General features: G+C 33.6%; 22 protein-coding genes. 7 read left to right on the top strand and 15 right to left on the bottom strand.

The annotated features are described in order from the left end of the window. Positions 1 to 11 precede the first annotated feature (11 nt). The 4 genes from mdh to BED47_RS16920 form a co-directional block, all read right to left on the bottom strand. The gene (mdh, locus tag BED47_RS16905) at positions 12 to 950 is read right to left on the bottom strand and encodes a malate dehydrogenase (protein ID WP_025568413.1); all 939 of its coding nucleotides are present in this window, start codon (positions 948 to 950) and stop codon (positions 12 to 14) included. Positions 951 to 986: 36 nt separating this feature from the next. Further along, positions 987 to 2,267: an NADP-dependent isocitrate dehydrogenase gene (gene icd / locus BED47_RS16910; protein WP_025568412.1), complete on the bottom strand. Its 1,281-nt coding sequence runs from the start codon at positions 2,265 to 2,267 to the stop codon at positions 987 to 989. A gap of 134 nt (positions 2,268 to 2,401) precedes the next feature. Continuing rightward, positions 2,402 to 3,520 carry a citrate synthase gene (citZ, locus tag BED47_RS16915; protein ID WP_069034596.1) on the bottom strand — a complete coding sequence of 373 codons (1,119 nt, stop codon included), beginning with the start codon at positions 3,518 to 3,520 and terminating at the stop codon, positions 2,402 to 2,404. 175 nt (positions 3,521 to 3,695) lie between these two features. Beyond that, positions 3,696 to 4,154 (bottom strand): DUF441 domain-containing protein, encoded by a 459-nt coding sequence (locus tag BED47_RS16920; RefSeq protein WP_069034597.1) that lies wholly within the window; start codon positions 4,152 to 4,154, stop codon positions 3,696 to 3,698. A gap of 123 nt (positions 4,155 to 4,277) precedes the next feature. Here BED47_RS16920 and ytvI point away from each other — a divergent pair, with 123 nt between their 5' ends. Further along, the gene (gene ytvI / locus BED47_RS16925) at positions 4,278 to 5,390 is read left to right on the top strand and encodes a sporulation integral membrane protein YtvI (protein ID WP_069034598.1); all 1,113 of its coding nucleotides are present in this window, start codon (positions 4,278 to 4,280) and stop codon (positions 5,388 to 5,390) included. A 102-nt stretch (positions 5,391 to 5,492) separates the two neighbouring features. Here the strand turns inward: ytvI and BED47_RS16930 are convergent, their stop codons facing one another. The 7 genes from BED47_RS16930 to dnaE form a co-directional block, all read right to left on the bottom strand. Continuing rightward, on the bottom strand, positions 5,493 to 5,888 hold the full coding sequence (locus tag BED47_RS16930) for an FxsA family protein (protein WP_069034599.1): 396 nt from the start codon (positions 5,886 to 5,888) through the stop codon (positions 5,493 to 5,495). 103 nt (positions 5,889 to 5,991) lie between these two features. After that, a complete protein-coding gene (gene pyk, locus BED47_RS16935; RefSeq protein WP_069034600.1) occupies positions 5,992 to 7,746 on the bottom strand; it encodes a pyruvate kinase in 1,755 nt (584 codons plus the stop codon). Between the two features lie 79 nt (positions 7,747 to 7,825). After that, positions 7,826 to 8,785 carry a 6-phosphofructokinase gene (pfkA, locus tag BED47_RS16940; protein WP_069034601.1) on the bottom strand — a complete coding sequence of 320 codons (960 nt, stop codon included), beginning with the start codon at positions 8,783 to 8,785 and terminating at the stop codon, positions 7,826 to 7,828. A gap of 245 nt (positions 8,786 to 9,030) precedes the next feature. Further along, complete coding sequence (gene accA / locus BED47_RS16945) at positions 9,031 to 9,981, bottom strand: acetyl-CoA carboxylase carboxyl transferase subunit alpha (RefSeq protein WP_069034778.1); 951 nt, start codon at positions 9,979 to 9,981, stop codon at positions 9,031 to 9,033. 5 nt (positions 9,982 to 9,986) lie between these two features. Then, positions 9,987 to 10,787: an acetyl-CoA carboxylase, carboxyltransferase subunit beta gene (accD, locus tag BED47_RS16950; protein ID WP_069034779.1), complete on the bottom strand. Its 801-nt coding sequence runs from the start codon at positions 10,785 to 10,787 to the stop codon at positions 9,987 to 9,989. A 370-nt stretch (positions 10,788 to 11,157) separates the two neighbouring features. Next, entirely contained in the window at positions 11,158 to 12,390 is a 1,233-nt protein-coding gene (locus BED47_RS16955; RefSeq protein WP_069034602.1) for an NAD(P)-dependent malic enzyme, read from the bottom strand. Positions 12,391 to 12,527: 137 nt separating this feature from the next. Then, positions 12,528 to 15,872 carry a DNA polymerase III subunit alpha gene (gene dnaE / locus BED47_RS16960; RefSeq protein WP_069034603.1) on the bottom strand — a complete coding sequence of 1,115 codons (3,345 nt, stop codon included), beginning with the start codon at positions 15,870 to 15,872 and terminating at the stop codon, positions 12,528 to 12,530. A 212-nt stretch (positions 15,873 to 16,084) separates the two neighbouring features. On the opposite strand from dnaE, the gene BED47_RS16965 reads away from it, so the two are divergent. After that, entirely contained in the window at positions 16,085 to 16,381 is a 297-nt protein-coding gene (locus tag BED47_RS16965; protein ID WP_091023738.1) for a YtrH family sporulation protein, read from the top strand. Beyond that, positions 16,381 to 16,884 (top strand): sporulation membrane protein YtrI, encoded by a 504-nt coding sequence (ytrI, locus tag BED47_RS16970; RefSeq protein ID WP_084006968.1) that lies wholly within the window; start codon positions 16,381 to 16,383, stop codon positions 16,882 to 16,884. The genes BED47_RS16965 and ytrI overlap by 1 nt, the downstream gene beginning before the upstream one ends. A 48-nt stretch (positions 16,885 to 16,932) precedes the next feature. Here the strand turns inward: ytrI and BED47_RS16975 are convergent, their stop codons facing one another. Next, positions 16,933 to 17,871, bottom strand: a complete 939-nt coding sequence (locus BED47_RS16975) for a DHH family phosphoesterase (protein WP_069034781.1) — start codon at positions 17,869 to 17,871, stop codon at positions 16,933 to 16,935. A 93-nt stretch (positions 17,872 to 17,964) separates the two neighbouring features. Between BED47_RS16975 and BED47_RS16980 the strand changes: the two genes are divergently transcribed. Next, positions 17,965 to 18,255, top strand: coding sequence for a YtpI family protein (locus tag BED47_RS16980; RefSeq protein WP_069034604.1), 291 nt, complete (start codon positions 17,965 to 17,967; stop codon positions 18,253 to 18,255). Positions 18,256 to 18,287: 32 nt separating this feature from the next. Beyond that, positions 18,288 to 19,301, top strand: coding sequence for a hypothetical protein (locus tag BED47_RS16985; protein WP_069034605.1), 1,014 nt, complete (start codon positions 18,288 to 18,290; stop codon positions 19,299 to 19,301). A gap of 740 nt (positions 19,302 to 20,041) precedes the next feature. On the opposite strand, the gene BED47_RS16990 is transcribed toward BED47_RS16985, so the two are convergent. Both BED47_RS16990 and BED47_RS16995 read right to left on the bottom strand, forming a co-directional pair. Then, positions 20,042 to 21,358, bottom strand: coding sequence for a DRTGG domain-containing protein (locus tag BED47_RS16990; protein WP_069034606.1), 1,317 nt, complete (start codon positions 21,356 to 21,358; stop codon positions 20,042 to 20,044). A 130-nt stretch (positions 21,359 to 21,488) separates the two neighbouring features. Further along, positions 21,489 to 22,175 (bottom strand): metal-dependent hydrolase, encoded by a 687-nt coding sequence (locus BED47_RS16995; RefSeq protein ID WP_069034607.1) that lies wholly within the window; start codon positions 22,173 to 22,175, stop codon positions 21,489 to 21,491. A 189-nt stretch (positions 22,176 to 22,364) separates the two neighbouring features. On the opposite strand from BED47_RS16995, the gene BED47_RS17000 reads away from it, so the two are divergent. Beyond that, the gene (locus tag BED47_RS17000; protein ID WP_069034608.1) at positions 22,365 to 23,459 is read left to right on the top strand and encodes a M24 family metallopeptidase; all 1,095 of its coding nucleotides are present in this window, start codon (positions 22,365 to 22,367) and stop codon (positions 23,457 to 23,459) included. Position 23,460: 1 nt separating this feature from the next. Then, complete coding sequence (locus BED47_RS17005; protein ID WP_069034609.1) at positions 23,461 to 23,994, top strand: GNAT family N-acetyltransferase; 534 nt, start codon at positions 23,461 to 23,463, stop codon at positions 23,992 to 23,994. A 45-nt stretch (positions 23,995 to 24,039) separates the two neighbouring features. On the opposite strand, the gene BED47_RS17010 is transcribed toward BED47_RS17005, so the two are convergent. Beyond that, on the bottom strand, positions 24,040 to 24,330 hold the full coding sequence (locus BED47_RS17010) for a hypothetical protein (RefSeq protein WP_091023600.1): 291 nt from the start codon (positions 24,328 to 24,330) through the stop codon (positions 24,040 to 24,042). Between the last annotated feature and the right edge of the window lie 58 nt (positions 24,331 to 24,388).

Genomic DNA, 24,388 nt, shown 5'->3' on the forward strand with positions numbered 1-24,388 from the left:
GGGTCTTCTTTTTAAGCTAAAACGTTCATAACGTTTTTGACAGCTGCAACTGAACGATCTAACGCTGATTTTTCTTCAGCGGTTAAATCTAATTCGATAATTTGTTCAATACCGTTTCCGCCAATAATTGTAGGAACTCCTAAGTAAATACCGCTGTACCCATATTCGCCTTCTAAATAAGCGATTGTAGGTAATACGCGACGTTGATCCTTAAGTATAGCTTCAACCATCTCTACTAAAGATGCAGCAGGTGCATAATAAGCACTTCCGTTACCTAGTAGATTAACGATTTCTCCGCCACCCTTACGAGTACGTTCAACAATAGCTTCTAAACGATCTTTTGGAATTAATTTTTCTAATGGAATACCACCAGCATATGAATAACGCACTAATGGTACCATATCGTCTCCGTGACCACCTAAAACAAATCCAGAAATATCTTTAACGGATAAATTTAATTCTTGAGCTACAAACGTTCTAAAACGTGCTGTGTCAAGAACTCCAGATTGTCCTATAACGCGGTGTTTAGGAAAACCAGCTTCTTTGTATACTGTATAAGTCATTGCATCAACCGGATTAGTTAAAACAACGATTGTACAGTTAGGAGAGTATTTTACGATTTCACGAGTAACTGCTTTCATGATGTTTGAGTTAGTTGATACTAGATCGTCACGGCTCATACCCGGTTTACGAGCGATACCTGCTGTAATGACTACTACATCTGAATCAGCTGTGTCAGCATAATCACTAGTACCAATAATGTTAGCATCAAATCCTTGAACTGGACTTGCTTCAAGCATATCTAAGGCTTTGCCCTTAGTAGGGTTCTCAAGTTGTGGAATATCAACTATCACAACATCCCCTAATTCCTTTTGTGCAAGCAAGAAAGCTGTTGTAGCACCAGTAAACCCAGCACCTACTACGGAAATTTTACGTCTACGAATTGACATACAAATACCTCCCTTTTATTTACAAACACAATTTAATTATACAAGAACTGATTCCATATTTGAAATTAATTCGTTTGCAAATTCAGAACATTTCACTTCAGTAGCTCCATCCATTAGACGAGCAAAGTCATAAGTAACAACTTTTGAAGCGATTGTTTTTTCCATTGATTTAAGAATCATAGAAGCTGCTTCATTCCAACCCATATGCTCAAGCATTAATACTCCAGAAAGAATAACTGAAGATGGGTTTACTTTATCTAAACCAGCGTATTTAGGTGCTGTTCCATGAGTAGCTTCAAAAATAGCATGTCCAGTTTCGTAGTTGATATTTGCTCCAGGAGCGATACCAATTCCACCAACTTGAGCAGCAAGTGCATCAGAAATATAGTCACCATTTAAGTTCATTGTAGCAACTACATCGAACTCACGTGGTCTAGTTAAAATTTGTTGTAAGAAGATATCAGCAATGCTGTCTTTTACTAGGATTTTCCCAGCTTTTTCAGCTTCATCCATTGCTTTGTTAGCAGCGTCTTTACCGCTTGTTTCTACAATGCGATCGTATTCTGCCCATGTAAATACTTTGTCGCCGAATTCTTGCTCAGCAACTTCATAACCCCAGTTCTTAAATGCACCTTCAGTAAATTTCATGATATTACCTTTATGAACTAAAGTTAAAGATTTACGGTTTTCTTGGATTGCATAATTAATTGCTGCACGTACAAGACGTTTTGTACCTTCTTCAGAAACTGGTTTGATACCGATACCAGATGTTTCTGGGAAACGGATTTTATTAACACCCATTTCTTTTTGTAAGAATTCGATAACTTTTTGAACTGCTTCAGAACCTTTTTCATATTCGATACCTGCATAGATATCTTCAGTGTTTTCACGGAAAATTACCATGTCAGTATCTTCTGGACGTTTAACTGGTGAAGGTACACCTTCAAAGTAACGTACAGGACGTAAGCACACAAATAAATCTAATTCTTGACGTAGAGCAACGTTTAAAGAACGAATACCACCACCAACTGGAGTTGTTAAAGGTCCTTTAATTGCGATCATGTACTCTTCAATTAAATTTAAAGTTTCTTGAGGTAACCATTCACCAGTAACATTAAATGCTTTTTCACCAGCAAGAACTTCTTTCCATTCAATTTTACGATTACCATTATATGCTTTTTCAACAGCTGCATCTAAAACACGTGATGATGCTGCCCAAATATCTGGGCCTGTACCGTCGCCTTCAATAAAAGGAATAATTGGATTGTTTGGCACGTTTAATTGGCCGTCTACTAATGTAATTTTTTCAGCTTGCATTACATGCTCCCCCTTGTATAAATAAATTAAATTCATTAAAATACATGCTTTTGAGAGGAAGATTCCTCTTCCTCTCTTTACTATACCACTATTATTCGAATATTAAATACTATTTTAAGTATTCAATTATTTCTTTATGCACGCTCTTCAATTGGAATGTAAGAGTTTTTCTCTGGTCCTGTATAATCTGCACGCGGACGAATAATACGATTATTTTCATATTGTTCTAAAATGTGTGCAGTCCAGCCAGACATACGGCTAATAGCAAAGATTGGAGTGAATAAATCATGTTCAATTCCTAAGCTGTGATAAACAGATGCAGAGTAGAAATCAACATTTGGTGGAATATTCTTTTGAGTTGTAACAAGTTCTTCAATTTTTTCAGACATTGTGTACCATTTTAACTCTCCAGTAATTGCACCTAATTGACGAGACATTTCTTTTAAATGTTTCGCACGTGGGTCCCCACCACGATATACGCGATGTCCGAATCCCATAATTTTCGCTTTAGCATCCATTTTCTCTTGAATGTAAGATTCAACATTTTCAATCTCACCGATTTCAGCTAACATTTTCATAACGCTTTCATTTGCGCCGCCGTGTAATGGACCTTTTAAAGCTCCAATCGCAGCTGTAATACCTGAATAAATATCAGATAATGTAGCTACGCAAACGCGTGCAGTAAATGTCGAAGCATTTAATTCATGGTCAGCATGTAGTACTAAAGCCTTATTAATTGCTTCTTCAGCAATTGCATTAGGTTTATCACCTGTTAGCATGTATAAGAAGTTAGCCGAATAAGATAAATCTTTATTAGGAGCAACTGGTTCAAGCCCTTGACGAATTCGAGAAAACGCTGCCACAAATGTTGAAACTTTAGCTTGAAGTTGGATTGCTTTAAGATAATTTGAATCTGAGTCCATTGCTTCAGCATTTTTATCATACAATGCAAGCATTGAAATAACTGTACGTAGTACAGTCATAGGATGTACATTTTTTAAATTAGTTGATTTTAAGTAAGTAATAACTTCTTCTGGTAATTCGGCATTATCTGCTAATTGAGAAGCAAGTTCTTTAAGTTGATCCTTATTTGGTAACTTGCGATGCCATAATAAATATACTACTTCTTCAAAACTTGCATATTCTGCTAATTCATCAATACCGATACCCACATACGTTAATGTATCATCAATAATAGAACTTATAGAAGTCGTAGCTGCTACAACACCCTCTAAACCACTTTTAACTGTCATATTCCCCTCTCTCCTTTACGCAAAAATTTCCCTAGTATTTAATACATACATATACTGGTATAACTCTTTTTAAATACCGAGTATATATAGAAAGGAACCCTACTATCACTTATTATAAACAATAATCTGACTTTTGTGAATGAAAACAATTTACTAAAATATAATTATTATGCAATTACTTAATTAATTCTACAATCCAAATGAATAGATATGCGATTCCAGCTCCAATTAAAGGCCCTACTGCAACCCCTTTAAATACCGCTACAGACAGTACAGTACCTAGTACTAATGCTGCTGTTATTTGTGGACTAGTTGCTAATAATTGTACTCCACCTTTTGCCAAAAGAGCTACGGCGATACCAGAGAGTAGTGCGATCCAGGCAACAGGGGTTTTTAATGCATCAATCAAATTTTTAAAACCGATTTCTCCGGTCGCTATTGGTACTAATACAGCAATCGTAATGATTGTTACGCCTAAATTAATACCTTTTGATTGCATATACGGAAATACTCGAACTCCTAAGGGAGTATATTTTAGTACTAACAATACTATAATTGAAATAATTAAAGAGTTATTTTTAGCGATTGCACCAATTAATAATAAAACTAAGAGAAAAATTGTCGATTCACTCATTTGTTAGTATCCCCTTAATGTATAATTTATTAATAAATACTATCAAACTTTACTATTATAAAAAAATAATTCTTGATAAAATAAGACAAGAGGACTCATTTCACTTTGGAAGGAGGTAAAAGTTTGAATAGAACTTTAGTTTTTCAGATCGTTCGGTTTTTATTTGTTATCGCATGTACTATTCTAGGTCTTTACGTGGCACTATTCATCTCAAAACTTACATACCCTTTCATCATTGCTTTAATCATTGCATACCTTTTAAATCCACTAGTAAATTTTTTAAACGAAAAAGCCAGAGTACCAAGAGGAATAGCAGCATTTTTATCAATTATTTTACTATTAGCTATTCTAGCAGGATTATTTACATTACTAATTACGGAAATCATCTCAGGCTCTACCTATTTAATTCAAGTTGTTCCAGAAAGCTTTGAACGATTAATTTATTTCGTTGAAAATCTTGTTACTGATAAGGTGATTCCTTTATATGACTTGATTATGAGTAAATATAGTCAACTCGGAGCTGGTCAACAACATACGATTCGCACAAATATACAATCGATTGGCGATTCTGCAATTAATCTAGGAAAAGAAGCATTAAATGGTATTATTGTAGGGATTAAGTTAGTAATCGCTTTATTACCAAATACTGCTACCTTAATATTCGTTTCTTTATTAGCAACTTTCTTTATTAGTAAAGATTGGTACAAAATAAAAAATTTATTCGCAAAATATACACCAGATCGAATTCAACATTACAGCAAAACAATTTTTATTGATTTACGAAAAGCTTTATTTGGTTTTATTAAAGCACATATCACTCTTATTTCTATGACGACTGTGCTAGTCTTAATCGGATTATTAATATTAAGAGTTCCTTTTGCAATCACTATAGCTATTCTAATTGGCTTCATCGACTTACTTCCATACCTAGGAACTGGCTTAATTTTCATACCATGGATCTTATATACATTTCTGTCTAGCGATTATAAATTAACGATTGGTCTCGCAATTTTATATGGTGTTGTAATTGTCCAACGTCAACTTGCAGAGCCAAAAGTTCTATCTTCAAATATTGGACTACAACCACTTCCTACTTTAATCTCGATATTTGTTGGTTTTAAATTTTTTGGTCTACTAGGATTGATAGCCGGTCCAGTAACCTTAGTAATTTTATCAACTTTGTATCGAGCAAGAGTCTTCCATGAACTTTGGTATTATATTAGAGGTTCGAATTAAACTGAAAATCAATTTATTATTTCTTTGCAAAAATAAAACGAGAAAGCTAACCGCTTTCTCGTTTTTTTGTCTCTGATAAAAAATCAATTGTATTTCCAATGTTTATTTCTTTATATAACCTGTCCAAACAACATTACCCTTTAGCCTTTTCATGACAAAATAAATAAGTTGTTGAACAAATTTGATTCTAATTGGTTTAATTAGCAAAACGATTGCTAGTAAGTCGGTAATTGGTCCTGGAATAAAAAATAGGAGGCCAATTAGGAAAAATGACAATCCCTCTATCATGATTAAATCCGGCATTTTGCCAGCCCGAATCTGTTCTCCGGCTTGATTTTTAACTGTAACCCAAACGGTTCTCATGATATATATACCAATCAAAAGCGTACCGATTAGCCAAAGAAATACTGATAAGGAACCAATTACTCTACCAAGTAATGTTAAACAGATTAAATCAATTAATGGGATTAACAATAGCCAACCAACAAGTTTTTTCATGATCGTTTCACCTCTTGCTTAGAATTAAAAATATATCTCTTAATAATCTTATGCACGTCAAAAAATAAAGAGAAGGAAACTTTGTCCTTCTCTTTATTATATCTTAAAATATGCTTTTATGTCCTGTACTAACTATTCCTCTTGAAGCATCTACTGTAACAGCTTGACCGTTTACTAAGATGTTTGTTGCATTTTCAACTCCAACAATTACTGGAATACCTAAGCTAACACCTACTACTGCAGCATGGCTAGTTAATCCACCTTCTTCAGTAATAATAGCCGCTGCTCTTTCAATCGCTGGCATCATGTCTCGATCTGTACTATTTGTTACAAGAATACTTCCTGGTGTAACTTTCGAAACAGCTTCTTCACCAGTTTTTGCGATGACAACTTTTCCTGCAGCAGTTTTGCGACCAATACCTTGACCTTGAGCGATCACGTCACCTACTACATGGATTTTCATCATATTTGTCATACCTGTTTCACCAACTGGTAATCCAGCAGTAATGATGACAGTATCACCATTTGAAACAAATTTAGCGTCTTGAGCCGCTTCCATAGCATGTTGTAACATTTCGTCAGTTGAGTTTGCTCTTTCTCTATATTCAGTTTGTACTCCCCAAACTAAAGTTAGGCGGCGACAAATACGAATATCAGATGTAATAGCTAATATAGGAGCTTTTGGACGATATTTTGAAATCATTTTCGCAGTATGTCCACTCTCAGTAGGAGCAATAATTGCAGCTACTTTTAAGTTTAAAGCCGTTGCTGCAACCGATTGACCAATTGCATCTGTAATTGTTCCTTTATTTTCTCTTTGACGCTTTTTAAATAATTCTTCGTATTGTAAGCTTTTTTCAATTCGAAGCGCAATTGAGTTCATCATTGAAACAGATTCGACTGGATATGAACCTGCAGCAGTTTCTCCTGATAACATAATTGCATCAGTTCCATCAAGAATGGCATTTGCAACGTCACTTGCCTCTGCTCGTGTTGGTCGAGGATTACGTTGCATAGAATCTAACATTTGAGTAGCTGTAATTACTGGCTTACCTAAATTATTACATTTTTTAATTAATAGTTTTTGAACGATTGGTACCTCTTCTGGTGGAATTTCTACACCCATATCACCACGTGCAACCATTAAACCATCTGAAACCTCAAGAATTTCATCGATATTATCGATCCCTTCTTGGTTTTCGATTTTCGGTATAATTTGAATATACTCAGCGCCATGTTTACCTAAAAGCTCACGAATTTCTAATACATCAGAAGCTTTACGAACGAAAGATGCGGCAATAAAATCAACATTTTGTTCAATACCAAATTGGATATCGCTTATATCTTTTTCTGTAATACCAGGTAAATTTACACGTACATTTGGTACGTTTACACCTTTTTTATTTTTTACTAAACCGCTGTTTAACACTTTAGTACGAATATCATTTCCTTCAATACCGATAACTTCTAATCCGATTAATCCATCATCGATAAGAATTCTAGAACCAACATGTACGTCATCAATTAAACCTTCGTAAGAAACCGCAAATTTTTCTGCTGTACCTACTACTGGTTCTGTAGTAATAATAACTTCATTTCCAGTTGTTAATTCTGCTTGGCCACCTTCAAAATCTAAAGTACGAATTTCTGGACCTTTTGTATCTAAAAGAATCGCTACAGTTCTACCAGTTTGTTTTGAAGCCTCGCGGATACTTGTAATTCTTGCAGCATGCTCTTCATGAGAACCATGCGAGAAATTTAAACGTGCTACGTTCATTCCTGCATTAATTAACTCTACTAATTTTTCTACCGATTCACTAGCAGGACCAATCGTACAAACTATTTTTGTTTTACGCATTTTTTACCCTCCAAATTTATATAAAACTCTATACTATTACGAAATTTATGAAATCGATTGCCCAATTAAATCTAACTAATTAAATTGAAAGTTCTTGAGATAATTGGTACATATCTCGATCAAGTTCATGCTTTTTAGATAGTGCTTCGATAATGTCATGGTCAACTAACTTATTATTTTGGATTCCAACACAACGTCCACCTTTGCCCTCCATAAGTAGTTCAACCGCTCTTGCTCCTAGACGACTTGCTAAAACTCGATCAGCAGCACTTGGTGAACCACCACGTTGAACATGTCCTAAAACTGTTACACGTGTATCAAAGTGAGTTCGCTCTTGTATTACTTTACCTATCTCAATTGCACTTCCGACGCCTTCTGCAACTACAATGATACTATGTTTTTTGCCACGCTCACTACCACGGTTTAATTTACTAATAATATCATCCATATCATAGTCACATTCAGGTATTAAAATCGTTTCTGCACCATCAGCTAACCCTGCCCATAATGCAATATCACCTGCGTTACGACCCATAACTTCAATTACATATGTACGCTCATGTGATGTCGCTGTATCACGAATTTTATCAATTGCATCAATAACAGTATTTAATGCTGTATCGAATCCAATTGTAAAATCTGTACCTGGGATATCATTATCAATTGTACCTGGAACACCAACGCAAGGATAACCATGTTCAGTCAGCTTCTTTGCACCTTGATATGATCCATCTCCACCAATAACAACTAATCCTTCAATTCCGAACTTTTTAAGTTGTTCGATCCCTTTCATTTGTCCTTCCAATGTTTTAAATTCTGGACAACGCGCACTAAGTAGTTTTGTCCCACCACGATGAATAATATCACCTACAGAACCTAACTCTAGCTTCTCAATATTTCCATTAATAAGACCAGAATAACCTTGGTATACACCATAAACTTCAAGACCATGGAAAATCGCTTTCCTTACAACTGCACGTACAGCAGCGTTCATTCCTGGAGAGTCTCCTCCACTAGTTAATACGCCAATTCTTTTCATTATGTATTCACCTCAATGATTTTACCTTATGCATTTATTCATTTTTATAAAGTACCATGTAATGCCTATTTAAACAATAGAAATAATGTGAACTTTTTCATAAACTTTTTTTAATGAATGAAACACTTTTAAAAAGTATGACGACATCTTTATGCATATTGCTATTTTTTACTAATTTTATAAAAAAAATACAAAAAGAGCATGCTAACATATTGTTTCACACACTCTAGAAGTTAAACTAAATATTATTGGTTAAAAGAAATTTTCCCTAACTTTGCGTGTTTTTCATATCGTTGTTGAACTAGCTCTTCTTTATCCATAGTTAACAGTGACTTTAATGTTTCATATAAGTACTTGTCAATATACTTAGCCTGTTGTTCAACATCATTTTGCGCTCCACCTTTTACTTCAGGAATAATTTGGTCAACTACACCTAAATCTAATAAGTCTGGAGCTGTTATTTTCATTGTTTCAGCTGCTCTACGTGCTTGTGAAGAATCTTTCCATAATAATGCTGCTGCACCTTCTGGTGATATTACAGAGTAAGTTGAGTTTTCTAACATCAGTAACTTATTACCAATTCCTAATGCTAAAGCTCCACCACTACCACCTTCGCCAATTACAATACAAATAGTAGGTACTTTTAAGCCTGCCATTTCAAAAATATTTCGGGCAATTGCTTCACTTTGTCCACGCTCTTCAGCTGCCTTACCAGGATATGCACCTTTTGTATCGATAAACGCGATAATCGGTCTGTTAAATTTCTCTGCTTGCTTCATTAAACGAAGTGCTTTTCGGTACCCTTCTGGATGTGGCATACCGAAATTACGTCGAATATTTTCTTTTGTATCTTTACCACGTTGATGTCCAACGATAGTAACCGGTAATCCACGGTAAGATGCGATACCTGAAACGATTGCAGCATCGTCTCCAAATAATCGATCACCATGACACTCAAAGAAATCTGTAAATAATCTATTAACATAATCTAAAGTAGTTGGTCGTTCAGGATGTCTAGCAACTTGTACACGATCCCAAACTCCCATGTTACCGTATATTTCATTTTCTAAGGTTTTTAAACGTTCTTCTAAACGTCTGATTTCTTCAGAAAAATCAACATCATGTTGACTTGTATAAACCTTAAGTTCATCTATTTTCGTCTTTAGTTCATGAATCGGTTTTTCGAATTCTAACATAACCACTATTGCAAGACACCCCCTTGATGTAAGTTAAGGATTGTAAATAATTTTGAACGTAATTCTAATCGTGAAATGACTGCATCAAGCTGACCATGATTCATTAGGAATTCAGCAGTTTGGAAGTCTTCAGGTAATTCTTCACGGATCGTTTGCTCAATAATACGTCTACCAGCAAAACCAATTAAAGCACCCGGCTCAGCAAAATTAAAATCGCCTAAAGATGCAAAACTAGCAGATACTCCACCTGTAGTTGGATTTGTCATAATTGAAATTGCTAAATAACCTAGCTCGCTATGCTTTTTAAGCGCAGCACTAGTTTTTGCCATTTGCATTAAACTTAAAATACCTTCCTGCATACGAGCTCCGCCGGATGCAGTAAAAATAATAAATGGTGAACCGTCAGATGAAGCTCGCTCAACTGCACGAGTTATTTTTTCTCCGACAACAGATCCCATGCTTCCCATTCGGAATCTTGCATCCATAACTGCAATTACAACAGGAATTCCGTCGATTTTTCCTTTTCCTGTAACAATCGCCTCGTTAAGCTCAGTTTTTTTACGATCCCCTTCAAGCTTCTCTATGTAATCAGGGAAGTGTAGCGGATTTGCAGAAACCATATTTTGATCAAACTCTTCAAAAGTATCTTCATCAATTAAGCTTTCGATTCTTTCGAATGCTGTCATTTGATGGTGATAACCACAATTATTACAAACTTTTAGGTTTTTTATTAATTCTTTTGTAATACTAATTTTTTTACATTTAGGACATTTTGTCATAACACCGTCAGGTAAATCTTGTCTCATTACTTCTGAAGGTATAGATGCATATTTTTTCTTTTTGGAAAATAAGTCTTTGATTTGCAACCTAATTCCTCCTAACTTTTTTAGTACTAAATACTAATAGGATACTATAAATGTTATACACTTTTTGTTAACATTTGTCGATAAAATTCAGCTAAATTTCGTCATTACAACCATTTAACCAACTTGAAATTTGTAGAAAATCTAAAAAAATTAATTTATACATTTTTTATGAAATTCCTTTAATTTCCAACAATCTTTGCGCTTTTTTACCACATCTAAGTATTATATCAGATAAAAAAGGATAGTACTACATTACTTAATTTTAGTATTGTAATACTATCCCCATTAATATTGATATCTGGTAATAAAACTATTTAATTAAAGCTAGTTTTTTTGTTTTTTCTTCGATTTCTTTCGGGTCAACATTCAGTCTCGCAACCCCTGTTTCCATTGCAGCTTTTGCTACACTAGCAGCTACTTTTGGAGCCACTCGAGGATCAAATGGCGCTGGAATAATAAAATCTGGAGATAGATCAGCTTCACTTACTAAGCTTGCAATTGCATTTACTGCAGCAATTTTCATCTCTTCATTAATATGTGTAGCACGAACATCTAATGCTCCACGGAAAATTCCTGGGAATGCAAGAACATTATTTACTTGGTTAGGATAATCACTGCGACCAGTACCGATTACTAAAGCGCCTGCTTCTTTTGCATCTTCAGGCATAATTTCTGGATCTGGATTAGCCATTGCAAAAATAATAGGATTTTCATTCATTGAACGAACCATTTCTTGAGTTACTGCTCCTTTTACAGAAACCCCAATAAATACGTCTGCCCCTTCGAGTACTTCTTTAAGGCTACCTTGAATTTTATCTTTATTTGTGTATTTTGCAACTTCATTTTTTACGCTATTCATACCATTTGGACGCCCTTCGTAAATCGAGCCTTTTGTATCACACATAATAATTTGACGAACACCAAAACGATACAATAATTTTAATATAGCAATACCTGCAGCTCCTGCACCATTTAGGACCACTTTAATATCAGCCATATTTTTATTCACTATTTTTAAAGCATTTACTAAACCTGCAAGTGTAACGATCGCCGTTCCATGTTGATCATCATGGAATATAGGAATATTTGTTTCACGCTTTAAGCGCTCTTCTATTATAAAGCAGTTTGGAGCTGCAATATCCTCTAAATTTATTCCACCAAATGTAGGCTCTAACAATTTTACTGTTTGAATGATTTGCTCTACATCTTGCGTATTTAAGCAGATTGGAAATGCATCAACACCAGCAAAGCTTTTAAATAACGCAGCTTTACCTTCCATTACAGGTAATGCAGCCTCTGGACCAATATTACCTAGTCCAAGAACGGCAGATCCGTCCGAAACTACACCAACCATATTACCTTTCATTGTGTATTCATACACTCTGCTTTTTTCTTCGTAAATTTCTTTACACGGCTCGGCAACACCTGGTGAGTACGCTAAACTTAGTTCTTTAGCATTTGTAACTGGCACCTTAGAAACTGTTTCTAATTTACCTTGATGTACTCTATGCATATGTAATGCTTCTTCACTTAATAATGACAAACTATTCACTCTCCCTAATGTTGACGAGTTGACTTTTCAACTGTATATTTCTTAGTGATTTTCTCTTTAAAAGGTAAAAATTTCTTTTTGTATGATATCACATGTATGTTAATAATAAATAGTTTAGAGAAGAATGTCTATTTCTTTAATACAACATTTGCATCTCCTACAATATTTCTTAACATCGAAAGACAATTCACAGAAGGATTCACATAATAGTGTTCAGATAATTGAACAGCTTTTTTATCTTCTTCATAGTAAAGCACAACTTTCGCATGCCCTTTATACTTAGAGATCGTTTGCTGTATTGTGTACGAAATATTTTTATTAGTATGTCCCGTTATTTTAATAAATAAAGTATACTTCTTTTGGTCGTTTATTTCTTCCATTTCTTCGATTGTAAGGACTTCATTTATTATTAATTGTTTTCTTTCATCCCGTTCATCAACTTTTGCTTTAACTACAACTACTTCTTTTTCTTTTAATTTATGACGGTATTTTTCAAAAGTAGTTGGAAATACAACAGCATCAATTGAAGAACTTAAATCTTCAACTTGTAAAAAAGCCATATGCTGCTGTTTTTTTGTTTTTGTAATCCTTAAGTCCTTAATATAGACAAACAGTAGATGCTCTGTATCTTTCTTCATCATAATTGATGTAATAGTCCCGGCATTACTTTCATTCAGCAACTTCTCGTATTGACTAATCGGATGACCTGATAAATAAGTTCCTAAAGCTTGTTTTTCAAGTTCAAGCTTGATTGAAATTTTCATTGGCTCCACTTTAATAATTTCTGGTTTAGGCACAAAATCTTCATCAAGAAATAAATCAAATTGATCTTCATTTTCAGGTCTTACTATATCCACGTAATCAAAAATCATATCAATATTTGCTAATAGTGTTGCACGGTCGAGCTCAAACTCATCAAAGCATCCCGAAAAAATTAAATTTTCTATACTTTTTCGGTTTAATGCTTTTGGTGAAATTTTAATGCAAACCTCAAAAAAATCTTTATATGGCCGCTTTTGTAGAATTTCTCTTACAGTTGCCATTCCTATATTTTTAATAGCTAATAAACTATATCGAATTCCATTTCCTTCAACTACAAATGCGTATTGACTTTTATTTATTGAAGGTGGATAGATTGGGATCCCTTTTAATTTTGCTTCCCCAATATAATTCGATACTTTCTCTTCACTTCCTATAAAACTCGATAAAAGTGCTGCATAAAATTCTAGAGGAAAATTTGCCTTTAAATATGCTAGTTGATACGCAATCATACTATACGCTACAGCATGACTCCTATTAAATCCATAATTAGCAAATTGGACAATTAAATCGTATACTTCATTTGCAACTTGTTCATCATAACCTTTAGCTATTGCACCTTCTACAAAATGAATTCTTTCTTCATCTAAAACTTCCTTCTTCTTTTTACTTACAGCTCTTCGAAGTAAGTCTGCTTCACTTAAAGTAAATCCTGAAAGTGTCGAAGCAATTTGCATGATTTGCTCTTGATATATGATTACACCATATGTTGGTTTTAATATTTTTTCTAAAACTGGATGAGGATACGTAACATTCTCCAATCCATGCTTATATTGAATAAATCTAGGGATTTGCTCCATTGGACCCGGACGATATAACGCGTTTACAGCCACTATATCTTCAAACTGATTAGGCTGTAATTGCTGTAGTACTCTTCTCATCCCTGATGATTCTAACTGAAATACGCCTGAGGTATCTCCTTTACTAAGAACTTCAAATGTTTTTAGATCTTGTAACGGAATTTCTTCCAAATTAATTACTTCGCCTTTTGCTTCATAAATTAATCGACAGACCTCTTCCAATAAACTTAAGTTACGTAGACCAAGGAAATCCATTTTTACTAATCCAAGCTCTTCAAGGATTTCTGCAGGATATTGTGTTAAAAACACTCCATGATTCCCCTCTTGTAGCGGGACAACATTTGTTAAGGGAAGTTCAGAAATAATTACACCTGCTGCATGGATGCTTGTATGACGAGGTAATCCTTCAACTTGGCAAGCTACCTCAAATATCCGTTTATGAATACCAGAATGTTCAACATGATTTTTAAATGCTTTTGATTGCTCAAAGACATCTTTTAATGAAATTCCTAATGATGATGGAATTAACTTTGAATACCGATCTATTTCAGTTGGTGTAAGCCCCATTACCCTGGCAATATCTCGAATAGCTGCTTTTGCTCCTAATGTTCCGAATGTAATAATTTGTGCAACATGCACATCACCATATTTTGAAGCGACATAATCAATCATTTCATCTCGTCGATGATCTGGAAAGTCAATATCAATATCTGGCATTGTAATTCTTTCTTCATTTAAAAAACGTTCAAATAGTAAATTATAATGTATTGGGTCTACATTCGTAATTTTTAATACGTAAGCCACTAAAGATCCCGCAGCGGAACCACGTCCTGGTCCAACAAATATCCCTTGTTCAAGTGCATATTTAATAAAGTCCCAAACAATGAGGAAGTAATCATTAAATCCCATCTTATTGATTGTATTTAACTCAAATTCTAATCTTTGTTTAAGTTCATCATTTATTTCCCCGTACCGCTCAATCATGCCATTTTCACAAACCATTTTTAAATATTCCACTGTTGAATATTCATCAGGTACTGGATACTTAGGCAATAACGGCTGATGAAAAGGAATCGTTACATTACAGATATCTGAAATATGGATAGTGTTTTGAAATGCTTCTTCCTCATCAGAAAACAGCTTCAATAATTCGGCTTTTGATTTATAATAATATTCGTTGGAATGTAATCTTGGTCTTGATTCGTCCGATAACTTAGTACCATTTTTAACTGAAAATAATGCATCTTGAATAAGTGCATCCTCTTTTTCAATATATCGAACGTCATTTGTAACTACTAAACTGATGTTTGTTTCTTTTTGTACTTGTTTAATGAGTGGATATAGCAAACGATCTTCAGGTAAACCGTGATCTTGAATACTGACAAAAAATTGATCAAAAATTGATTGATACTCTTTTAAATGAACAATAGCTCTTTCTATTTCTCCATTCAGTAGTAAGTTTTCAATTTCTCCCTCGATTCCTGGCGTAATTGCAATCACGCCGTTACTATATGCCGATAACCACTTTTTAGGAATTCCTTCTGGTGATTTTGTCCCTATTATACTTGTAAGTTTTAAAAGGTTTTGATAACCAGTCAGATCTTTTGCTAGAAAAATCATCGGATAAGACTGCTGTTCATCCATTAAAATTGAGATTTTCACCCCAATAATTGGCTTAATCCCCGCTTTTTTACACGCATGATAAAAAGGAATTACCCCGTACATGACATTTTCATCTGCAATAGCAAGCGCAGGATGTCCTTCTCTAACAGCAGCATTAATTAATTCATCTATTTTACATGCGCTTTGCAATAAACTATAAGAACTTTGAACTTGCAAATGAACAAAACTCATCTACATTCCTCCTTACCATCTTTTCAATATAATCTATTCTATCACAAAATACGAACTTACATTCTATTTTTGTTCGTGAAAATTAAAACATATCTTTTATTTTAAACTTACTTTAATACTCATCATACACATAACACTTTGTCCATATATATTAATGGAGGGAGTGAGGACAATTGGAGCTTAAGTTGCCATTTATACCAGCATTAATTTCAATGTATTTTATTTCACTAGGAATCATAATAGGTGGATCGATAATTGGTTCAATCGGTTACTACGTCATTGGACAGCCACCACTTAGCAGCATGTATGATTTATCAATGAAGTTACGAATTTGGGCAATTGTTGGGGCGATTGGTGGAACATTCGATACATTCTATAGTTTTGAAAAAGGATTATTTGAAGGAGAAACAATTGAATTCATTAAGCAAATTTTCATGATTATAGCCGCCATGGGAGGAACTCATACAGGTACAATCATTATCCAATGGTTTACAGGAGAACACGTTTAATGAAAGCTCCTCCAGAACAACTCTCCCACGCTTGGGCTAAATTTTTTGTAGGCATTTTTTTCGGGTTTATCATTAGTTGGCTCGTTTTTATTTATTTTTATGGTGTGACTGAAGAAGAGCAAGTAAAACAAATATCTGAATTAAAAATGCTCAATAAACAATATTTAAGAGATAAAAATATATTTATTGAAAATATGGAGCGAATGAACAAGGAAAAGAAACGAAATTTAACAGTTCAAGATATCAAGGTGACAATTTTAAATTACAAGCAATACAATATAAATGCCTTTACTAATAATCAACTTGTTACTGATGTAAAGGATGATCTAAGTAATTTACTTACTCAAGATATTAAAAGCGTTTCACAAAATCGGGAATTATTAAGACGTGCAATCGAAAACAAAGTTTATATTAAAGATGATCGGCGTTTTAAACTTGAAATAGATACAATCTACTTTGATACCGTATTAGAAATCACATTAAAAATAAAAAGCACAAAATAAATGAGAGGCTAGTATTCGATTAGCCTCTCAAATTTATTTTTTTAAGCTTTATTTTTCTTCCCTACAAACCTTTTTTAATTCTTCCACTACTTTTTCTGCTTCTTCCCATGAGAAGACTTTCGCTCCAGAAGCAAGCGGATGTCCACCCCCGTTAAACATAGCAGCTACTCCATTTATAACTGGTCCTTTTGAACGAAGACGTACCCGAATTAAATCCTCTTCCTCTAAAAAGATAACCCAAGCTTTTACTCCTTTTATATGTCCAAGTGAACTTACAGCCAACGAAGCTTGTTCAGAATTAACATTGTATTCATCCATTAGAGCCTTTGTCATGTTTATATGACCGACTCCCTCTTCTGTCAGTTTAAAATTTTGAAGAACATATCCATTTAAATGTGCCATCTCAATTGATGTTTCGTACATATTGTCATATATTTCATTAATTGAAAAATCCTTTTTTATCAAATTACTAGCTGCATGAAAAGTTCTTTCTGTTGTACTTGGAAATAAGAATCTTCCTGTATCTCCAATAATCCCCGCATAAATTAGTCTCGCAGCTTTGTCAGTAACGACTAATTGTTCATTACTACTCTCTGCCAGTTCAAAAATTAACTCGCTTGTTGAACTTGCAGTAGTATCTACATGCATAATGTCACCGTATGGATCTACATTCGGATGATGGTCAATTTTAATCAGTTTCTTTCCTGATGAATATCTTGCGTCATCTACTCGTTCAGTATTGGCAGTGTCACAAACAATGACAAGAGCATCCTCATATACTTCATCTGCAATTTCATCCATTTTATATAAATACTCTAGAGATTGTGGCAAATGTCCTACTACATATACTTTTTTAGCGGGATAACTTGCTTTAATCATCTCTGCTAAACCACACTGTGAACCGATTGCATCTGGATCTGGGCGAACATGACGATGAATGATTATCGTATCAAACGAATGTATATCTTTTAAAATTTGTTCCTTCAACATTAAACTCTCCTTTATATGAAAACTTTTGAAATATAGTTTCTATGACTGTAAAATAGAATTATGTATTAGTCATTGAAAGGTGGAAGCTAAGTGAATAGCATTGCAACAATCGTAATTATATCTTTTCTATTCTTCTTATTTTACGTTACCAAATTTTTCTTTACAAGCGAACTATTAACAAAAAAAATTGCCGGGTCACGTGCCAGATTAACTTTTGGATTATTCTTATTGCTTTACGGTATAAATCAAATGGTAGCAAAGCTTGAATTAATCACAATTTGTGTCGGTATTCTTTTCATTCTATTTGGTGCGGCAAATCTATATCGTGGATACTTACAAAATAAGCATTATAAAGCAATTGAAAATAAACAAACTATTTAATCTATAGTAATCTAGAAAGTGAGAAAACTTACATGATGACAGAAGATCTATTTTCATCTAAATTTGATGAACTAGTAGAATTATCACATTCTAGTATTAAACTTCAAAAACTACTTACTTTTGCAGAAGAATTAGAAAATCAAGAGGAATGGGGATATCTATATTACGTTAATATGGAATTAGCAGAAACTGCTTTTTCTATTGGTGAAATAGATTTATTTATTGATACCTTTTTGTGGTGTGTAGATTTATATGATCAAAACGAAGAACGTATCGAGCAAGAGCAGATCCTATGGTTGTACAAGTGGTTGTTAGAAATAATACCTCAGTCCCTCAGATTCTCGTTAGAAGAAATTCACCATTATTTCGAGGATTTTAAGAATCGTTTAGTAATTGCTAACTATTCTTTAAGACCTTATTTTCAATCTCTATTTATAATGAATTTATATTTAAATCAAATTGATTACGCAAAACAAAACTTTCAACTATATAAAAAATCTCCAAAGGATCATTTAAGTAATTGCGAAAAATGTGAAATGTATGGTGAAATGATTTATTTACTAAAAACGGATCATCTTCAAGAAGCGTTAAATTTACAAAATAAAATAATGAATAGCTCAGTTGATTGTGACGAAGCGATTCACAAATCCTACTCAAAATTACTGCTTCCTTTATTAGAAGAAAGCAAAATAGATGAAGCATTAATTATTCAACAAAAAGCTTATTTTGTAACATACAATCGCACAAAATACATTCCTGAACTAAGTGAACAAATGATCTTTTTAACTTTTTGTGATCCTGACAGAGCAATTGAATTGTTCTATAAACATGTTGATTTATGTGATAATCTTTCAAATCTATCATATAAATTCGAGTTTTGGCTAGCAGCATTATTTATGGCGAAAAAATTGAAAATAAATGAAGATGAATTTATTTATGACTTAGAGAAATTAGAGAAAATTGTATATGACTTAGCAAAAGATTTTGATACTAGAAACGAAAATAATGAATTTGTTAATCGAGTTACTAAACTACTTTCGAAATAAATATACGGGATGATATTTTCATAAACTTCAAAGGCAGGGAATGGTTTCCTGCTTTTTTTTTTACGTAATTAAAAAATAATGGAAGCCCTAATAGAGCTTCCTCGCTGTTAAAAAACAAACTTCTCAATTTAAATTACCAAATTTTCGTAAAGGAGTAGTGTGATGTTGATTTCCACTACAGGATACTCGCTTTCCATGGGGCGAGACCTGAGCCTCCTCGGCAAGCCTCCGGGGTCTCAGCCTTCCCGCTTATCCCATAAGAGTCGAGCACCCCTCCGCTCCAATCAACTTATTCATCGAAAAAAGTCTGCTATAAATCATAATCAAATAGCCTTTACTTAAAGTAACTTAAATACCAGCTTGTCGGTCAATTAATCTCGAAAAATTAAACTAATCAATTGAATTTGTTTTTCTAAAAATTAACTCATAATATTTTTAATTTCTGAAAAAATCACTACTAGTGTTATTGGAAACATGCAATTACTCAAAACTATTAACATTTAAAACCATTAATAGCAATCCAAAAAAATGATAATTTCATCCATAAATAAATGCTCATTTAATGTCCGTTTTCCCTATTGACCATTTTATATTCCAACAGTGTGTAGACAAAGTACAAAAAATTTGATTCTCAGACTGATTGCAAGCTCTTGTCTTTCGAGGAGCGAGAGATGAGCACCATAGACAGCCGAAGCAATGAAGAAAGTGAGCGTTTTCGGGCAATCTGATGGCTTCATATCTCATCGATCTAATAACTGCATCATCATCAATGCTTTGCCTACTAATATTCCTTGCTGAAATACTTCTACATCAACTTTTCCAAACTTACGACCTAATTCTAAAACTTTTGGTTTAATTTCAATTACATCGTCAATTTGAACTGGTTGTACGAAGTAAATTGTAATATTTTCTACGATTAAGTCCCCTTTTTTCATATCACGAACTGCTCGTTTACCTGCCTCGGTTACAATCGTTGTAAATACACCATGTGAAAGAGTACCAATTACATTTGTCATTTGAGGAGTTACATTACATCTAACCGTAAAGTCATCATTTTTTTGCTCTTTATTATTATGGAATTGACTAGTAACGATATCATCAATTGTTTCGCCCACTTGAGGTTGTCGTTGCAATTGCTGTAATGCTTCAAGTACATCTTGACGACTTATAATACCAATTAAGTTATTCGATGTATTTACAACTGGTAGCAACTCTATTCCTTCCCAAACCATCATTCTAGCAGCTGCTGCAACCGACATTTTTTCATTTACACTTATTGGTTGTCTAGTCATCACTTTATCAATTCTTTGCGTACGTTGTTCATGTATAATATCCTTTGAAGTTACAATTCCTATTAGCTTACCTCGATCATCAATTACTGGATATCTTCCATGACCTGTGTCTCTATTATATTCATACCACTTTTCAACTTCATCAAATGGAGATAGTGTAGCTGTTTTTTCAGTTGGGATGAGTATATCTTCAACTAGTACTATATCTTTCTTAATTAACTGATCATAAATTGCTCTATTAATTAACGTGGCAACAGTAAACGTATCATAACTAGAAGAAATAATCGGCATTTTCATTTCATCCGCAAGACGTTTTACACTTTCATCTGTATCAAATCCACCTGTTACTAAAACCGCTGATCCTTCTTTTAATGCTAATTCATGTGCTTTCACTCGGTTACCGACGATTAATAAATTATTTGCACTAATATATCTCATCATCGCATCAAGCTGCATTGCACCAATAACAAACTTATTAAGTGTTTTATGTAATCCTTCTTTACCACCCAAAACTTGTCCATCAACAATATTAACAACTTCGGCAAAAGTTAATTTTTCAATATTTTCTTTTCTTTTCGTTTCAATTCGAATCGTACCTACACGTTCGATGGTACTAACAAACCCTTTGTTTTCCGCATCTTTAATTGCTCTATATGCAGTACCTTCACTTACACTTAAATCTTTTGCAATTTGTCTTACTGATATTTTATGACCGACCGGTAGTTGTTCAATATGTTCTAGTATTTGATCGTGCTTTGTAGTCAATTACCTCACCAAGCTTTCAATGGTTGTATTAATATTTTTATTAACTATTATATAACAATTCATACCATGAAAAAAAGCACGTTTCAACGTGCTTTTAAAACTGTACTAATATTTTCTTCAATGACCTATACTACAATAGTGAAATTGTTGTATTTGGCTCATGAATGAAACCATTATTCTTTGGTAATTTTGCAAGGAACTCATTTGGGTCTACTTGGATTGGTGGAAATGTATTATAATGCATCGGAATTACTTGCTGTGCATTAATCCATTCAGAAGCAATTACTGCATCGTCGATTCCCATTGTAAAATGATTACCAATTGGTAAATATGCTAGATCGATTTTTTCATACTCACCTAATGTTTTCATCCCTCTGTATAACGCAGTATCACCAGCATGATAAATTGTTTTACCAGCTATTTTTAATAAAACGCCTGACGGTGGTCCTACATTAATTATTTGTTTATTTTCTTCATCAACAATACTTGAGCCATGGATTGCTTCTACTAATTTTAATTTACCAAATGAAAACTCTTTTTCTCCCCCGATATGCATAGGGACAACTTTGACACCTTGCCACGAAATCCAAGTTGCTAATTCCACAGGAGCAATAACCGTTGCATCATTTCGTTTTGCTAGTTCAACTGTGTCACCTAAATGATCGCCATGACCATGTGTTACATAAATATAATTCACTTTAATATTTTCTACCTTCACATTAGTATGTGGATTACCATTAATAAATGGGTCAATAATAATTGAATCTTGACCGTGTTCTACTAAAATAACACTGTGCCCAAAATATGTAATGTTCAAATGAAGTCGCTCCTTTATTATAAAATTAGTCTCTACCACATTTTAACAGATTATTTTCTATTACAAAAATAAGAAATAAGTTAACTATTTTACGTAATTTGATAAAAAATGATAAAATAAGAGTGTTATAAACTGTAAAGACTTTTTTGTTTATTGCAGTAATTTGTTTTTTAAGAAAGGATGTTACAAATGGAACACCGTATACAAAATCTATCAACTTGGTTAAAAGAGCAAGATATTCAACTAGGATTTATTACATCTACTGAGAACGTATTTTATTTAACTAATTTCCATTGTAATCCACATGAACGTCTTTTAGCTTGTCTTGTATTTCCAAATGATGAGCCAATTCTAGTATGTCCACAAATGGAAGTTGGACATGTGCAAAACGCAGGTTGGAAATATGACGTAATAGGCTTTAATGATAGTCAAGATCCTTGGGCAATGATACAAGAAACATTAGCAAAACGTAATATTACAGTAAATCGTATGGCGATTGAAAAAGAACATCTTCTTGTTGGTCGCTATGAAAGATTAGTACAACTTTTCCCTGGCGTACAATTCCTAGCAGCTGAGGAAAAATTACATGACTTACGTTTAATTAAAGATAGTGAAGAAATTCGTCGTATGCAAGTTGCTGCTGAAGCTGCTGACATGGCTTGCCAAATTATTGTTGATCGTATTGCTGAAGGCAAAACAGAAATGGATTTAATTGCTGAAATGGAATACGAAATGAAGAAAAAAGGTATTTCTAAAACTTCATTTAGCACTTTAATTTTAACTGGTGCAAACTCAGCGTTACCACATGGAAATCCAGGTACAAACCCAATTAAAAAAGGTGATTTCGTACTTATGGACTTAGGTTTTATCGTTGATGGATATTGCTCAGATATTACTCGTACAGTAATGTTTGGTCAACCAAATGAGCAACAACGAGAAATTTATGAAACCGTTTTAAAAGGTCAACTTGCTGCAATCGAAGTAAGTAAACCGGGCGAGGTATTAGGAAATGTTGATCGTGCTGCTCGTCAAATTATCACTGATGCAGGATATGGCGAATACTTCGTTCACCGTATTGGTCACGGTTTAGGTATTGGAATCCATGATTACCCGTCAGTAAATGATTCAAATACTGGTATTATTAAAACTGGTATGTCATATACAATCGAGCCAGGAATCTATGTACCAAATGTTGGTGGAGTTCGTATTGAAGATGATATCGTTATAACAGAAACAGGTGCAATGACATTAACGAAGTTCCCTAAAGAGTTAATCATCCTATAATATGAATCAAGGCGGATTAATAAATATTCGACAAGTACTTCCCTCAGATATCCCTATTATGCATAAATGGGAATGTGATGATGAGATTGGTAAGCTTGTAGGAATAGAAAAACCACGTTCTTTAGATGAAATGGTACAAGGCTATGAAAAATATTTTGACGGACTTAAACCTAATCTCCACTTGTTCACAATCGAAAACAATGGTATTTGTGTAGGAAGAATTGAATTAGGAAATCTTGATCAAGAGAATCATCATGCCGCTTTTGGAATCGTAATTGGAGATCATTCAATGCAAAATAAAGGAATTGGTTCATTTGCATTAAACTATCTACTAAATTATGCTTTTAATGAATTAAAACTCATAAAAATATATGGTGAAGTATACGATTATAATATCGTTTCACAAAAATTTCTTACAAAATTAGGCTTTCATTTAGATGGTATATTGCGCAAGCATGAGTTTTTCAAAGGCGCTCATCGAAATATGCATCAATATAGCATGCTGAAAGAAGAATATAATTTAAGTCAGGTTTAAAAATAAACCCCCTTTCTTCATAAAGATGGAGAAGGGGGTTTATTTTTAAACCTTTTGAAGTATTGTATGTTGTAAAGGAACACCACCCATTGATACATTTCGTTCAATTAGATGATAGTGTTTACCATTTATTATGAAAAGTCTATTCCCTCTGTAATCAACTGTTTTACCTTGGCTTTCTAATTCAGCCTTCACAGCCTTCGCATAATCATTTAGATGTATATAGCGCTCATCTAAATCTAATATAATATTTTGATTACGATAACCCATTAGCCAGTTAAACGCGAAAATACCCGCAATCAGAAAAATAAGGATTAAAATAAACTCCAATACCATCGCTCCTTTTTACATAAAATGGAAATTATAATATAATTTTACTATAAATTTAAAGTGA

The organism is Gottfriedia luciferensis (assembly GCF_001712755.1).
GTDB classification, from domain to species: Bacteria; Bacillota; Bacilli; order Bacillales; family Bacillaceae_G; genus Gottfriedia; species Gottfriedia luciferensis_B.

What these genes read in the sequence shown, in the direction of transcription:
- mdh (WP_025568413.1), bottom strand. Translation starts at nt 950, where the DNA reads ATGTCAATTCGTAGACGTAAAATTTCCGTAGTAGGTGCTGGGTTTACT.
- icd (WP_025568412.1), bottom strand. Translation starts at nt 2,267, where the DNA reads ATGCAAGCTGAAAAAATTACATTAGTAGACGGCCAATTAAACGTGCCA.
- citZ (WP_069034596.1), bottom strand. Translation starts at nt 3,520, where the DNA reads ATGACAGTTAAAAGTGGTTTAGAGGGTGTTGTAGCAGCTACGACTTCT.
- BED47_RS16920 (WP_069034597.1), bottom strand. Translation starts at nt 4,154, where the DNA reads ATGAGTGAATCGACAATTTTTCTCTTAGTTTTATTATTAATTGGTGCA.
- BED47_RS16930 (WP_069034599.1), bottom strand. Translation starts at nt 5,888, where the DNA reads ATGAAAAAACTTGTTGGTTGGCTATTGTTAATCCCATTAATTGATTTA.
- pyk (WP_069034600.1), bottom strand. Translation starts at nt 7,746, where the DNA reads ATGCGTAAAACAAAAATAGTTTGTACGATTGGTCCTGCTAGTGAATCG.
- pfkA (WP_069034601.1), bottom strand. Translation starts at nt 8,785, where the DNA reads ATGAAAAGAATTGGCGTATTAACTAGTGGAGGAGACTCTCCAGGAATG.
- accA (WP_069034778.1), bottom strand. Translation starts at nt 9,981, where the DNA reads ATGTTAGAATTCGAAAAACCGATTCATGAACTAAAGACGAAAATAGAT.
- accD (WP_069034779.1), bottom strand. Translation starts at nt 10,787, where the DNA reads ATGAGACAAGATTTACCTGACGGTGTTATGACAAAATGTCCTAAATGT.
- dnaE (WP_069034603.1), bottom strand. Translation starts at nt 15,872, where the DNA reads ATGAGTTTTGTTCATTTGCAAGTTCAAAGTTCTTATAGTTTATTGCAA.
- BED47_RS16965 (WP_091023738.1), top strand. Translation starts at nt 16,085, where the DNA reads ATGTATTTTATTTCACTAGGAATCATAATAGGTGGATCGATAATTGGT.
- ytrI (WP_084006968.1), top strand. Translation starts at nt 16,381, where the DNA reads ATGAAAGCTCCTCCAGAACAACTCTCCCACGCTTGGGCTAAATTTTTT.
- BED47_RS16985 (WP_069034605.1), top strand. Translation starts at nt 18,288, where the DNA reads ATGATGACAGAAGATCTATTTTCATCTAAATTTGATGAACTAGTAGAA.
- BED47_RS17000 (WP_069034608.1), top strand. Translation starts at nt 22,365, where the DNA reads ATGGAACACCGTATACAAAATCTATCAACTTGGTTAAAAGAGCAAGAT.
- BED47_RS17005 (WP_069034609.1), top strand. Translation starts at nt 23,461, where the DNA reads ATGAATCAAGGCGGATTAATAAATATTCGACAAGTACTTCCCTCAGAT.
- BED47_RS17010 (WP_091023600.1), bottom strand. Translation starts at nt 24,330, where the DNA reads ATGGTATTGGAGTTTATTTTAATCCTTATTTTTCTGATTGCGGGTATT.